Genomic DNA, 13,696 nt, shown 5'->3' on the forward strand with positions numbered 1-13,696 from the left:
CGCCACTCCCGCAAAGCAGCCCTCAACCCTGACTCTTGCCACTGTACAAAAGCCCAGTATACTGTATCGACATACAGCATATTTCCGTGCAGGGATTCATCATGTTGCTACAGCTCACCATCAACAATTTCGCCATTGTCTCCTTCCTGGAGCTCGACTTACGGCCGGGAATGACCAGCATTACCGGCGAGACCGGGGCCGGTAAATCCATCGCCATCGATGCCCTCGCCCTGGCACTGGGGGAGCGGGCCGATGCTGACTCTGTCCGACCCGGGGCCGAAAAAGCCGAGATCAGCGCCCGCTTCCGCATCGATAAGCTGCCCAAGGTCAAGACCTGGCTGTGCGCCCAGGAGCTGGATGAACAGGACGAATGCATACTGCGCCGGACCCTGAGCAAGGAAGGCCGTTCCCGCGGCTACATCAATGGCACGCCCGTGCCGCTGGCTCAGCTCAAGGCCCTGGGCCAGCTGCTGGTCAATATTCACGGTCAACATGCCCACCAGGAGCTGCAAAAGCCCGACTACCAACGCACCCTGCTCGACGCCTATGCCGGCCACCATCAGTTGCTGCAACAGGTCAGTCGGGGCTACCAGCACTGGCGTCAGCTCAGTAACGAGCGCAAACAACTGCAGGCCGAGCAGGGTCAGTGGGAAGCCCAACGCCAGTTGCTGCAATATCAGGTGGCCGAGCTGGATGAACTGGCCCTGGCCGATGACGAATTCCCCACCCTGGAGGCCGAACATAAGCGCCTGGCCAATGGCGCAGAGCTGCTCAACGACTGTCAGCTGGCGCTTAATATCCTCGGTGACGGTGAAGAAGCCAATGCCCTCGCCCTGCTGCAACAGGGCCTGAAGACCCTGATCGATCTCTGCCAGATGGATGAACGCCTGAACCCGGCGCTGGAGCTGGTGCAAGGCAGCCTGATCCAGCTGGAAGAAGGCCACAGCGAGCTAAACCGCTATTTTGACCGGCTCGAGCTGGACCCCGAACGGCTGTATGATATAGAGGCTCGCTTAAGCAAGGTGATGGAGCTGGCCCGCAAGCACCATGTACCACCGGCCGAACTGGCCGTTTTCCACCAGGAGATCCGCCGCCAGCTGGAACAAATGGAGCAGAACGACTCCCGGCTGCATGGCCTGGATGAAGAGGTGGAGCTGGCTAAAAGCGAATTTTTGCAAGCCTCGGAGCGACTGAGCCAGAGCCGGCAGCGATATGCCGAATCGCTCAACACGCAAATCACCCGGAGCCTGCATCAACTCAGCATGGAACGTGGCCGTTTCGAGATCCGGGTCGATACCGACGCCCATGCCGGCTACTCTCCGCTCGGCATCGACAGAGTCGATTTCCTGGTCAGCACCAACCCCGGGCAACCCTTGAGCCCGCTGGCCAAGGTTGCCTCCGGTGGCGAGCTTTCCCGCATCAGCCTGGCCATCCAGGTGATCACCGCCCAGAAGGTGGAAACCCCCACCCTTATTTTCGATGAGGTTGATGTCGGTGTGAGCGGCCCCACCGCCGCCGTGGTAGGCAAGTTATTACGCCAGCTGGGCGAATCCACCCAGGTGCTGGTGATCACCCACCTGCCCCAGGTGGCGGGCAATGGCCATCAGCATTTCTTTGTCAGCAAGAGCAGCGACGCCAACGACACCCAGACCCATATGCACGAGCTGGACACCTCCAGCCGCCTGCAAGAGCTGGCCCGCCTGCTCGGCGGCAACAAGATAACCGCCAACACCCTGGCCAACGCCCGGGAATTATTGGTGGAGTAGCCGCCTCCGCACTTGTGAACGGCGCGACCCCGGGGCGATAAACCATAACGATATGCTACACCTTATCGCGGCGGGGCCGCAGCTCCCACAAGATCGGCGCGCCTACTTAAACCAGCCTTCTGGCGGCGCCGAGTACGATATCAATAGCCTGTTGCTCGGCTTTTTGCATGGTTGTTTCATCAGGAATCTCTTGCTGGGTGCGATTAACGATCACCCCGGCCACGCAGCCGGCCTTTAACCCCTGGCTGGCACACATGGTAAACAGGGTGGCCGACTCCATCTCGTAGTTCAGCACCCCCATAGCCTGCCACTCTTTCATACTGCCCTGATATTTCCGCAGCACCCGGGCTGAATAGGTGTCATAACGTTCCTGTCCCGGATAAAAGGTATCGGACGAGGCCGTCACCCCCACATGCGGGCTAATCCCCAATTCCCGCGCAGCGTCTACCAAGGCACAGGTGCAATCAAAATTCGCCACCGCCGGGAACTCCATTGGCGCAAAATGGCTGCTGGCGCCATCGAGGCGCACCGACCCCATGGTCACTATCATATCACCCACCTTGATGTGTGGCTGGATGGCCCCTGTGGTGCCAATACGCAGGAAGGTAGTAACTCCCAGCTGGGCCAGCTCTTCCACCGCGATAGAAGTAGAAGGGCCACCGATACCGGTGGAGCACACCACCACAGGTTTGCCATCTAGCTCTCCCAGCCAGGAGGTGAACTCCCGCTTGCTCGCCAGATGACGCGGGTTGTCCAAACCTTCGGCAATACGTTTCACCCGCTCGGGATCACCGGGAATAACGGCCAGGGTGGCCCCCCCGATATCCGCCTTGGTAATACCTAAATGAAAAACCTGTGTCTTCATCTTACATTCCCCAAAACAGCAATAATTAGATGTGAAGATACTAGGCCAGTATTACTCAACTGGCTACGACAAGACCCTCTGAACCAATGCCCCGTTTTATGGTCTCTCTTTTACAAGCTAATCACTAACCGTTATCATGCCACCCAAGTCACACAGGAAACAATGCTCCCTATGCAGCTCAATACCTTGATTTTACCAGTACTTTTAGCTCTACCTCTGGCTGGCTGCGGCCTGGTTTATAAAGTAGACATCCCTCAGGGTAACTACATAGAAGAAAAGCAAGTCGCCCAACTGCGCCAGGGCATGACCAAAGAGCAGGTACAATTCTTGCTGGGCAACCCCATGAGCCTGGACGGCTTTAACAATGACAGGTGGGTATATATGTACTATTTCCAGCCCGGCCGCGGTGACAAGGAGCAAAAGCAGCTGATCCTGGAATTCGTCAACGACGGCCTGGGTACTGTCAGCGGCGACTTCCCTTTGCCGGAAGCCTTCTACCAAGGAATTTGATGTTCAGGGCCAGGGAACAAACAGATGAAGATCTGTCCCGGCCTTGGTTAACTTTTCGTCCTTTTAGGATCCGGCCGGCCACCGGTGACTTTGTCGGCCCGGCCTTCGGCCTTAGCCTGCTCAGCCCGGCGACGGCGAATATCTTTAGGATCAGCCAGTAAAGGCCGGTAAATCTCGATGCGATCACCGTCCTGCACCAGCTGCTCCAGCTTGGCCTGACGACCAAAAATACCCACCATATTGGTGTTTAGATCAATTTCCGGGTAATGCTGTAAAATTCCCGAATTCTCAATGATCTGACGCACCGTCTCATCCGCCATCACCTTCAGCGTGAGCACAGTCTGCTTGTAGGGCAGCGCATAGACCACTTCAACCCGAATAAGATTCACTGCCGTAAACCTCCCGCGCCCGCTCACTGAACGCATGCACCATGGCATTCGTCAATTCTTTAAATATACCGCCGAAGGCAATTTCAACCAGGCGCGAGGTAAACTCAAAATGCAGCTTCAACTCGACCTTACAGGCATCAACATCCAGAGGAGTAAAAGTCCAACCGCCGGTCAACGACTTAAAAGGGCCATCAACAAGCTCCATATGTATCTTACTGTCCTGCTCGAGGCGATTGCGGGTAGTAAATGTCTTACGGATCCCGGCCTTGGCCACCTCAAGGGCTGCGGTAATAGAGTTCTCAGATTCCGACAACACCCGGCTGGCCACGCATCCCGGTAAAAATTTGGGGTATGCGTCCACATCATTGACCAGATCATACATCTGTTTCGCACTGAACATCACCAGTGCGCTACGGGTAATACTCGGCATAACCACTCCCACCACTCAAACTCCCGGATTTTATCACCAATGATGCCCTCCACATAACTAACATCGCTTAAAAAACAAGCGGTTGCCAAGTAGCCAATTCCAAAGCTCCCGCCGGCACCGTATAATGTGGCCACTATGACAAAAAACAACGCCAAGAAAAAACCCACATCCAGTACCATTGCCCTCAACAGGAAGGCAAGGCACGAATATTTTGTAGAAGAAAAATTCGAAGCCGGTCTGGAGCTGCAAGGATGGGAAGTCAAATCGATGCGTGCCGGCAAGGCCAACATCGGTGACGCTTATGTTTTCCTTAAAAACGGTGAAGCTTACCTATTTGGCGCCACCATCACGCCACTGAACGTCGCCTCCACCCATGTAGTCTGTGACCCACAGCGCACCCGCAAACTGCTGCTGAACAGACGCGAGCTCGACCGCCTCGCCGGTCTGACCGAACGCGAAGGCTATACTCTGGTCCCCCTGGCCCTGTACTGGCATAAATCCTGGGTCAAAGCCGAAATCGGGCTGGTAAAGGGTAAGAAATCCCACGATAAGCGGGAAGATGTGAAAGAACGCGACTGGAAGCGGGAAAAAGCCCGGGTGATGAAACATAGCAACCGCTAAGGCTTGTTATTTAGCAACGATTGAAATAAGATCGGATCAACAACTTGGGGCTGATTCAGGATTCGACGAGATTCTCGAACTCCAAGGTGCATGCCGAGGTGCGATAGGCCTCGTAAAAAAATCGCAAAAAAATAGTCGCAAACGACGAAAACTACGCACTAGCAGCTTAATAACCTGCATAGAGCCCTTCTGCCCTAGCTTGTCTGTGACTTAGGGAATCGGAAGGTCATCCTTCACAGAATCGCGTGGATGCCGTGCCTGACGGTTGAAGCGTTAAAACTAATTCAGGATAGTCATACTGTGGCGTGTCTGTCCGCAGCAGATGGCGAATTTAATGACTGACTAAGCATGTAGTACCGACGACGTAGGTTTTTCGGACGCGGGTTCAAATCCCGCCAGCTCCACCAATCGATTGGAAGGCCCCTTTAAGGGGCCTTTTTTCGTTGTGGAGCTGAGACTTACAAAATATTAGCAATATCTAATTAAAACCTAAAATTCAGCTAAGTATCCCATGTAGTGGTCAACTAATTCCGGACAGTAAATTAGACCGATTCTCGGCCTGAACCGGCGATAACCCGTCATTGTGTTGATGAGGGCGATACCGGTTGTAGTAAATCATCAGGTAATCGCTGATATCTCTTCTTGCTTCGGCCATGGACGGATAGCCGGTCGCTGGCACCCATTCCGTTTTCAGGCTGCGGAACAGTCTTTCCATTGGCGCATTGTCCCTCTCTCACGGCGGCTCATGCTCTGCGTGATGCGGTAGCGCCACAGCCGTTGCCTGAAGACACGACTGGTGTATTGACTGCCCTGACAACTCGCCGACGGTACAGGTCCACCACGGTGGCCAGATAACACCAGCAGCCACCGGCCCAGTGTAGGTAATGTCCCCGCACCAGGATTGATTGGGCTTCCAGGAGTGAACTCGCGGTTCAGTCTGTTGGCAATATCCAGGCGCTCAACGGTGGCCGTTTTATAGGCATGGGAGCCGGGTTGCTTGCATACCAGGCCCAGCCCTTTCATCAGGCGCCTCACCCGGTAACGGCCCATCTGATGACCTTGTTCCCACATCATCAGCATCCGTGTTCTGCTGCCGGCGGATGCCCGACTGGCGGTGAACAGCCGGTTTACTTCACTGCGCTTCAGGTAGTCATAGAAACTGGATAGTGCGATTCCCAATACGGAGCAGACCAATTCGACCGACTCTTGCCCTCTCAACTGGTCTATCGGCGCGTACGTTCGAGTTCGTCCTGCATCAAGAGAGCGGTAGCTTTTTTAATATGGCTTTCTCTCGTTCCAGCCGGTTGATGCGGGCTTCGAGCTCCTGTATCCGCTGCTGTTCCGGTGTCAGTGCCTTGCTGGCAGGTGTTGTGCCACCCCGCTCTTGCTGTAACTGCTTGACCCTGCGTCTCAGGGTGGTTTCACCGATATCCAACGGACTGGCCTCGGCGATGGAGTTCCCCTGGTCAAGTACCAGGCTGGCGGCGTCCACTTTGAATTCGGACGAGAAGGAACGACGTTTTTTGGTCATGGGACACCTCTTGTTTCGGTGGTGACTGTACCACCTTAAGTGGTGTCCGGGGTCATTAGAGCACTGCAGGGTAACCAGTGAGCGGGAGTTGGCTCACAACTCTAACTCCAGAATCTTGACAAATTTTCCCTAGATTCAAGCAAAACTAAAGGATGCAAACTAACATTAATAAGTCGATAAAACAGGAGCAAAAATGATACAGCAGCCGCCTTGACGCAAGCGAGGATACAGGGAATGGAGGATGCCAACCCCTTACCTCGACCAAAACACATGGGAAGTGGACATTTACAATGGATAAAGCAATTCGTTGGCTGTTTCGGCAACCGCGAAAAATTAAGCGGTTAATTATTTTACTATTGGATATAGTATTTATAACATTGGCTTTCTGGTCCTCTTTTATAGTCAGGCTGGAGAATTTAGAGCAGGTTAATTCACCTAACCATTGGTGGGTACTGATGATCATGGTACCCGTATCTCTGTTATTTTTTATTCGCCTTGGACTATATAGGGCGGTGCTGCGTTACCTCGGATATCATGCCATCCTCATCATGTTATTCGGCATTACACTGTCGGCTGCGGTGATGGTGATTGCCAGTTATTACTTTGACGCTTTTTTGCCCCGCTCTGTCCCTGTTATTTATTCTGCATTTGCTTTTATTCTGTGCGGAGGAGTTCGTACCTCGGCTCATGCACTCTATAACAAAAGTACAGCGGCACTAAAAACGCCGGTGATCATTTATGGCGCCGGTGCCGCAGGGCGCCAGCTACATACCGCATTACAGCTGGGTAACGAATACCGTACAGTGGCATTCATTGATGACAATAGCGCATTACATCGTAGCTTACTGCATGGAGTTACCGTATACCCTCCCTCAAAAATACCTTGGCTTGCCGAATACTTTGGCGTACAGAAGTTGCTACTGGCACTGCCCGGCATATCCCGCCAACGCCGGCGAGAAATCGTCGCGGGATTAGAAAACTTACCATTAGAAATCCTTTCTATTCCTGCTATCGCCGACATTGTAAGCGGTAAGGCCAGGGTTAATGACTTGCGAGAACTCAGCATAGAGGAGTTGTTAGGCCGCGACCCAGTTGCCCCTTTCCCCGAGCTTATTGCCGCAAACATCCGTGACAAAGTCGTCATGGTCACCGGTGCCGGAGGGTCCATAGGTTCAGAGTTGTGCCGGCAGATAGTACAACAACATCCCAAAATTCTGGTGCTGTTCGAGATGTCGGAATATGCCCTCTATATGGTAGAGCAAGAGCTTTCCGCGATATGTCAACGATCAGGGTTGACAGTCAGGGTAATTCCGTTACTTGGCACGGTACAGCGTCAAAGTCGGTTGGAAACAGCCATGCGCACTTTTAGCGTGAAGACGGTATATCATGCCGCAGCCTTTAAACATGTCCCCATGGTGGAATACAACGTAGTAGAGGGAGTACGCAATAATGTATTCGGTACCTGGCGGGCAGCCGAGGCAGCCATCAATTGTAAGGTGGAAACATTTGTACTTATCTCCTCCGATAAGGCAGTTCGTCCTACCAATGTTATGGGCACCAGTAAAAGGCTGGCTGAACTGGTATTACAAGGCCTTGCCTTACGTCAGGATGGCCCCCGCTTCTGTATCGTACGCTTTGGTAATGTGCTCGGGTCATCAGGATCTGTAGTGCCACTTTTTAAAAAGCAGATTCGTTTTGGCGGCCCCATCACTCTTACTCATGAAAAAATCACCCGTTACTTTATGACAATTCCCGAGGCTGCTCAGCTGGTAATCCAGGCTGGTAGTATGGGAAAGGGTGGAGAAGTATTTGTGCTGGATATGGGAAAGCCGGTGCGCATCATAGATTTAGCTCATAAAATGCTTTATTTGATGGGCTATAAAGTAAAGGACAAACACAACCCTGGTGGCGATATAGAAATAAAGATTACCGGACTGCGTCCTGGTGAGAAGTTATATGAAGAACTATTGGTTGGGGGAGAGAATCAGCCAACTCAGCATCCGCGTATCCGAACCTCAAATGAAGCGCATTTATCATGGGATGAAGTAGCTGAACTTTTGACTGAGTTACACACCGCCTGTGAGCTGTATGACATGGTACGTATTCGCGAGCTACTACTTAACGCACCAACAGCATTTAGCCCTAAGGATGATATCTGTGATCTGATATGGGTGGAGAGCAATAAAGGCACAGATATATTCAAAAGAGACGATTGCAACAAAAAAGTTAATGATTCAGAACCAGATAATAAAAACTTTGATATGGAATACGACAATGATAAAACTGTAACGACTCAACAGTAACAATGAAAAATCATACTTTGATACCCACAAGAGTAACATTATAACTGCTAGCTCACAATAACCCTCGGTAAAAATATGTTATTATTTTATTTATTATAATTTTTGTGCCATCCTCAACACTTTTTCTAAAACGGTGCAAGTTTTATTTATTTCCCCGACTGTAAGAGTAGGGTGAACTAAAAACATAAGGCTTGTCTCCCCTAATAATTTAGCATTTGGCAAACGACGGGCTGGCCTCCAAGGAGTATTATCAAACGCTTTTTCCAGATAAACCTCCGAGCAGCTCCCTTGATAGCAAGGCACACCTCGAGCCATTACTTCATCGATAATGCGTTCCCTGCTCCAGCCCGGTGCTAAGTGGCTGGGGTTTACGAAAAGATAATGTTTGTACTCAGCTGGTTCAATATAATCGGGAACCTTTACTACCTCTACTATAGGATAACGGCGGGCTACCGCATCGATACGTGCGGCATTAGCTTGCCTAGCGATTGTCCACCCTTTCATACGTTTAAGTTGAACACGACCAATCGCCGCTTGTATTTCCATCATTCGCCAGTTGCTGCCAAAGCTCTCATGCAGCCAGCGAAAGCCAGAATGATGCTCATATTCGCAGGCAGCTTCATAGCTTTTACCATGATCTTTATAGCTCCACATTTTCGACCACAGCTCTCGGCTATTAGTCGTGACCATACCACCTTCACCGCCGGTGGTCATAATTTTATCTTGGCAGAAAGACCAGGCACCAATATGACCGATACTACCTACTGAGCGCCCCTTATATTTGGCACCATGGGCCTGAGCACAATCTTCTATTACATAAAGTTGATGCTTTTCTGACAAAGCCATAATATCATCCATTTCTGCCGGCATACCCGCCAAGTGCACAACAATCACAGCTTTGGTATTAGGGGTGAGTACAGCCTCAATATATTCTGCGGTAATATTCTGAGTATTGATATCCACATCGGAGAATACCGGATTAGCCCCAGCTGTAACGACCGAGGATGCCGAGGCCAAGAAAGTGCGCGGGGTAACGATGACATCATCGCCAGAACCTACTCCTAGGGCTTTTAACGCAACATCTAGAGCCAAAGAGCCATTAGCCAAAGCCACAGCATAATCGGTTCCCACCCATGAAGAGAATTCCTTTTCAAAACTTCGACACTCTTGGCCAGTCCAGTAATTCACTCTATTAGACATCAAAACCCGGCTTACTATATCGGCTTCTTCTTCGGTGAAGCTAGGCCATGGAGAAAAAGGAGTATTTAACATATCACACCATCTTTACAAAAAATTAAAGATTATGGTTTTATTCTATACTTAGGGAAAAATGAGTCATCACCTGTAGCATGAGAAGAAAGCTCTCTATATGAAGATTCATCCAAGATTAATTTAATTGTCCTAAACTCTTCAACGTGTTTTGAAAACCCCAATTTAAAATTAAAAAGAGAGCCACTCCTACCACCTACCCCCCCACCAAGACAAAAGTATTTACAGCCTAATTCCATGGCGTCTCTTCTTACTTTATCAAACATCATCTTAGTTGGTGACAAGTGGTAAAACCCTGGCTTAGTTCCTCCCAGGTGATATTGGACTATTTCTTTAAAAAAAACGAAAAAGCCACTACATATAACTTCACCATTGTATACGCATGAATATAACCTCGCTTTAAAATCAGTTGATTCAATTAATTTTAAATAGTAATCTCTGGAGAAAAAATAAAAATCAGAAGCATTTAATTTATTCATCGTCGAGTAATAATTATCTATAAACTCATCTAAGTTTGAACTGTCATCATCATAATGACATACAACACCAATTTTATTAAGCTTATTAATATCTCGTCTATGGTTACCTCTATAAAAACGCCACTGCTCATCCTCGGATAAATAAAGATCTATGAAAACCACCTCACCTGAAAAATCGGAGTGATTTTTAATATAGCCATTAAAATACAATGGGTGACATCTAGAAAAGAGGCTTACATAGCCATTATCAACTAAGAAACTTACAAAGCAGGACCAGAGTTCATTAAAATACGTCTCATCCACATCACCATAGAGCAATGGCCCAGGATAGCCATAAACAGATGTTAAGTCTTTTTTTACCTCACCCTCAATAGAACGCTCCAACAGAGGAAAAATCAAACCTCGACCATTTATATTCACATCAAACAATATTGGAGACCCCTCCCCATTAAAAAAAGAAACATTATGATAATCCCACGTATGATAAAAATCACACCGTTCACATTTTGACAAGGCCTGAACCCAATCTGACTTTTTTATGAACACACTCACATTATGCATAGTCATTTGTTTAGCCGCCTGATATACAATAAAAACATATTAAACAATCAACTACTCTTATTACCTTGATCACCTTTATCACATTCATCACTGTTATTACCTGTAAAAAAACCTGACGTCACATATCCTTCAGTAGAAATCCCATCACGCAATATAACTTTTTTTACAGTCAAAAACAGTATTTTAACATCAAGAAAAAAGGACTGGTTATCCACATACCAAACATCCAATTTAAACTTATCATCCCAACAAATAGAATTTCGGCCATTTACCTGAGCCCAACCGGTAATTCCTGGTCTTATTTCATGCCGACGGAACTGGTTGGAATTATATAAAGGTAGATACTCCATTAACAGCGGCCGAGGTCCCACCAGGCTCATATCACCTTTTAGTACGTTCCACAATTCGGGTAACTCATCCAGACTAGTAGAACGTAATAAAGCACCAAGCGGAGTCATACGCTCTTTATCATTTTCAAGTAAATTAACATCATCCCCTATTGCTTCACGCATAGTTCGGAATTTAATTATTTCAAAAGGCTTACCATTTTTTCCCGGTCGTGTCTGCCGGAACAACACCGGATAACCCAAGTTCTTTCTAATTTCCAAGGCAACAATAACAAAAACTGGTGAAAGTATAATCAAAGCCAAAATTGAAACAATAACATCAAACACCCGCTTGCTAATTGAACTAGCCCAATTTATTCGGTTAGCATTAAAGGTAAATACATTCATTACATTTAATCCTAATGTTATTCTTCTGTAGCATTATTAGCGATCGACGTAATTTTTTTGCTTAGTGCACATAACACGTTCAACTGATTTTACTTTCGACTCATGTAGAGTAATTGAAAACGATTTAAACTCACCAACCATATACATCAATACAGCATAGATAAATATTACAATGCCAAGCATTTCGAGAAATTCTTCACATGTATAAAAAAATGAATAAATAAGGTTTCCCTTACCATGCAACTCAACATATCGACCAGCAAGCATTTCAAATCCTATAGCACCAGAAACAAACACCACGCCTGAAAAAACAAATAAAACCATGGTACTCCTGGGAAGTCTCATTAAAAAATTAAAATAAAACACTAAGAACACCATCAAAGCCATACCATATGGAACAACCCACGAAAAATAAAAAAAACCAGACATATTAAACGAATATCTAATCATATGAGAAAACCTTTCATGTATTGAAAGCATTTCATCGGCTGATAAGAATAAAAACACAACAGCCAACCCTAACCAATAAAAATAAGGTGAACAATTATTTTTATGAGCCATTGCAATAACAAATAGCAAAAAACCAGAGAAAAAAAGGGCAATTGAAGAGTAAATGGCTGGTATATTCCTCTCTCTATCAAAGTCGAAAAACCTCACTAAGTCATAAATATGTTCACTGTGAACATAAAGCGAAGATATAACCCCTACTACATTTAAGAGCAGCAGCACCAAAATAAGGCACAACAAGCTAATTAAAATCCCTTTTGGGTATATATAAATATTCATCCTTCCTCCTCAGAGCTTTATGATTTAAAAATCATAAAGCTCGACCTACCTAATGAAGTAATCTTTAATGCCACATCCCAAAAACACCCAAGTAACCATTCATAAAAGTCTGCGTTACTAAGGCTTGGCAGGCACAGTTGATAGCTAGGTTCTTAAGCATTAAAGTGCTCGAAAATATCGTGTAACCATTTTCCCTTACTCTATTTACTCTGCTGAGATGGTTGCACTTTTCGTCGTAGGTACTGACAAGCCCAGTCCGGATGATGCTCACTTTCCTTCACCGCTCGCTGGCTGACTGCCGTCATCACTGGATAAAACCAGACATCCGCGTTTTTCGCGGCTTTAAACAGCAGAACTATCTGCCAGCGACTCTGACAAAGCAGCATAAATTGGCAGCTGTTAGCTTGCCGGTTCAGGATGGCTTAATTTAGAAATTACCGCAGTCGGTGTTTTAGATGGATAATAGTCATCGGCTTCGTTGTGTTATTTCACTTTATTTGGCGACTGACATCAGATCACAACTGAAACAACGATGTTAAATATTTGTTTAATAATCAATTCAACTCCATTACTACAAAATAAACACCATAAAAATGGTTCCTTCCACACCTAAAGACTCACCACAAAGTCTTATGCATCCCTGGCATACCAAATCATTTGAACATGAAAGAAGTCAATTTAGTCAACTGCTGCATGTACGACGTACCTAAGAGTTGAATTAGACTTTATTAAAAGGCCTAATAAATCTGAAAAGCTAAAACAACCCCCTTTATAAAAGCTCTGCTATTGTCAAACATGTCAGCGATTTGATAGGTTACTATAAAAAATAACGGATAAAACACCTCTGGTTTTGCAGTAGAATAATGCAGCACTGACTGAGAGAGCTTGGTAACGAAATAATTTGAATGGCATAACAAAGCAACAACCATACCGATCAACGCGCCTCCGATTATATCAGTGGGATAATGAAGGCCCAAATATATCCGTGGCAACCCTATAAATAGGGTTGTGTATAAAATCGAAAAGATACCAACTTTTCTTGATATATAAAACATACCTACTGACAAAGCATAAAATAAAACGGCATGATCACTTGGAAATGAAGACCACCCATCAAATTCCACTAACTTCATGCTATAAGGCAGTATAAAGTCCAAATTACTCTCGTGTAATGGCCTAAGCCTAAAGGGCAGTAAAAACGCTAAAGATCTTGCTAATATCATTGCAACGAAGCAGCTAAACAATGTGGAGACCAAATGAATTCGAACGAGTGATTGAGGCTTATCAACTCTAAACCACCCCCACCAAAAAAGAGCAAGCAAAACCCCACCTTTTATTAAATTATTTCCAGAGATAAACTTCACCGAAGAATCAAAGAACAATGACAACTGAGAGAACTGATTGAGAAAATAAATGATTTCCATATCAAAAACATTCATACTCTATACCTTT

The 13,696-nt window shown here is 47.0% G+C and carries 12 protein-coding genes, 1 other RNA gene and 1 pseudogene; 5 read left to right on the forward strand and 9 right to left on the reverse strand.

Annotated features, from left to right (window positions below):
- Positions 1-101 precede the first annotated feature (101 nt).
- Positions 102-1,766, forward strand: coding sequence for a DNA repair protein RecN (recN, locus tag ABD806_RS07055; RefSeq protein WP_344956193.1), 1,665 nt, complete (start codon positions 102-104; stop codon positions 1,764-1,766).
- Positions 1,767-1,872: 106 nt separating this feature from the next.
- Here the strand turns inward: recN and udp are convergent, their stop codons facing one another.
- Entirely contained in the window at positions 1,873-2,631 is a 759-nt protein-coding gene (udp, locus tag ABD806_RS07060) for a uridine phosphorylase (RefSeq protein WP_344956195.1), read from the reverse strand.
- A 171-nt stretch (positions 2,632-2,802) separates the two neighbouring features.
- On the opposite strand from udp, the gene ABD806_RS07065 reads away from it, so the two are divergent.
- Positions 2,803-3,141, forward strand: a complete 339-nt coding sequence (locus tag ABD806_RS07065; RefSeq protein WP_344956197.1) for an outer membrane protein assembly factor BamE — start codon at positions 2,803-2,805, stop codon at positions 3,139-3,141.
- Positions 3,142-3,188: 47 nt separating this feature from the next.
- Here ABD806_RS07065 and ABD806_RS07070 read toward each other — a convergent pair whose 3' ends face one another.
- The gene (locus ABD806_RS07070) at positions 3,189-3,566 is read right to left on the reverse strand and encodes an RnfH family protein (RefSeq protein ID WP_344956199.1); all 378 of its coding nucleotides are present in this window, start codon (positions 3,564-3,566) and stop codon (positions 3,189-3,191) included.
- Positions 3,511-3,960, reverse strand: coding sequence for an SRPBCC family protein (locus tag ABD806_RS07075; RefSeq protein ID WP_344956201.1), 450 nt, complete (start codon positions 3,958-3,960; stop codon positions 3,511-3,513). Before ABD806_RS07075 ends, ABD806_RS07070 begins: the two co-directional genes overlap by 56 nt.
- 135 nt (positions 3,961-4,095) lie before the next feature.
- On the opposite strand from ABD806_RS07075, the gene smpB reads away from it, so the two are divergent.
- Together smpB and ssrA are read left to right on the forward strand one after the other, a co-directional pair.
- Entirely contained in the window at positions 4,096-4,581 is a 486-nt protein-coding gene (gene smpB, locus ABD806_RS07080) for an SsrA-binding protein SmpB (RefSeq protein WP_344956203.1), read from the forward strand.
- Between the two features lie 46 nt (positions 4,582-4,627).
- Positions 4,628-4,988: a transfer-messenger RNA gene (gene ssrA, locus ABD806_RS07085) on the forward strand.
- 113 nt (positions 4,989-5,101) lie between these two features.
- Here ssrA and ABD806_RS07090 read toward each other — a convergent pair.
- A pseudogene (locus ABD806_RS07090) lies at positions 5,102-6,112 on the reverse strand (IS3 family transposase).
- 290 nt (positions 6,113-6,402) lie between these two features.
- Here ABD806_RS07090 and ABD806_RS07095 point away from each other — a divergent pair.
- Positions 6,403-8,415 (forward strand): polysaccharide biosynthesis protein, encoded by a 2,013-nt coding sequence (locus ABD806_RS07095; RefSeq protein WP_344956205.1) that lies wholly within the window; start codon positions 6,403-6,405, stop codon positions 8,413-8,415.
- Positions 8,416-8,508: 93 nt separating this feature from the next.
- Here ABD806_RS07095 and ABD806_RS07100 read toward each other — a convergent pair whose 3' ends face one another.
- The 5 genes from ABD806_RS07100 to ABD806_RS07120 form a co-directional block, all read right to left on the reverse strand.
- The gene (locus tag ABD806_RS07100) at positions 8,509-9,687 is read right to left on the reverse strand and encodes a DegT/DnrJ/EryC1/StrS family aminotransferase (RefSeq protein ID WP_344956207.1); all 1,179 of its coding nucleotides are present in this window, start codon (positions 9,685-9,687) and stop codon (positions 8,509-8,511) included.
- Between the two features lie 29 nt (positions 9,688-9,716).
- Positions 9,717-10,730, reverse strand: a complete 1,014-nt coding sequence (locus ABD806_RS07105) for a GNAT family N-acetyltransferase (RefSeq protein ID WP_344956209.1) — start codon at positions 10,728-10,730, stop codon at positions 9,717-9,719.
- A gap of 41 nt (positions 10,731-10,771) precedes the next feature.
- On the reverse strand, positions 10,772-11,458 hold the full coding sequence (locus ABD806_RS07110; protein WP_344956211.1) for a sugar transferase: 687 nt from the start codon (positions 11,456-11,458) through the stop codon (positions 10,772-10,774).
- A gap of 36 nt (positions 11,459-11,494) precedes the next feature.
- A complete protein-coding gene (locus tag ABD806_RS07115; protein WP_344956213.1) occupies positions 11,495-12,244 on the reverse strand; it encodes a hypothetical protein in 750 nt (249 codons plus the stop codon).
- 737 nt (positions 12,245-12,981) lie between these two features.
- Complete coding sequence (locus ABD806_RS07120; RefSeq protein WP_344956215.1) at positions 12,982-13,683, reverse strand: phosphatase PAP2 family protein; 702 nt, start codon at positions 13,681-13,683, stop codon at positions 12,982-12,984.
- Between the last annotated feature and the right edge of the window lie 13 nt (positions 13,684-13,696).

The sequence above is a fragment of the Zobellella aerophila genome, assembly GCF_039539325.1.
Lineage (GTDB): Bacteria > Pseudomonadota > Gammaproteobacteria > Enterobacterales > Aeromonadaceae > Oceanimonas > Oceanimonas aerophila.

Coding starts and splice junctions, on each gene's coding strand:
- recN (WP_344956193.1), top strand. CDS start 102: ATGTTGCTACAGCTCACCATCAACAATTTCGCCATTGTCTCCTTCCTG.
- udp (WP_344956195.1), bottom strand. CDS start 2,631: ATGAAGACACAGGTTTTTCATTTAGGTATTACCAAGGCGGATATCGGG.
- ABD806_RS07065 (WP_344956197.1), top strand. CDS start 2,803: ATGCAGCTCAATACCTTGATTTTACCAGTACTTTTAGCTCTACCTCTG.
- ABD806_RS07070 (WP_344956199.1), bottom strand. CDS start 3,566: ATGCGTTCAGTGAGCGGGCGCGGGAGGTTTACGGCAGTGAATCTTATT.
- ABD806_RS07075 (WP_344956201.1), bottom strand. CDS start 3,960: ATGCCGAGTATTACCCGTAGCGCACTGGTGATGTTCAGTGCGAAACAG.
- smpB (WP_344956203.1), top strand. CDS start 4,096: ATGACAAAAAACAACGCCAAGAAAAAACCCACATCCAGTACCATTGCC.
- ABD806_RS07095 (WP_344956205.1), top strand. CDS start 6,403: ATGGATAAAGCAATTCGTTGGCTGTTTCGGCAACCGCGAAAAATTAAG.
- ABD806_RS07100 (WP_344956207.1), bottom strand. CDS start 9,687: ATGTTAAATACTCCTTTTTCTCCATGGCCTAGCTTCACCGAAGAAGAA.
- ABD806_RS07105 (WP_344956209.1), bottom strand. CDS start 10,730: ATGACTATGCATAATGTGAGTGTGTTCATAAAAAAGTCAGATTGGGTT.
- ABD806_RS07110 (WP_344956211.1), bottom strand. CDS start 11,458: ATGAATGTATTTACCTTTAATGCTAACCGAATAAATTGGGCTAGTTCA.
- ABD806_RS07115 (WP_344956213.1), bottom strand. CDS start 12,244: ATGAATATTTATATATACCCAAAAGGGATTTTAATTAGCTTGTTGTGC.
- ABD806_RS07120 (WP_344956215.1), bottom strand. CDS start 13,683: ATGAATGTTTTTGATATGGAAATCATTTATTTTCTCAATCAGTTCTCT.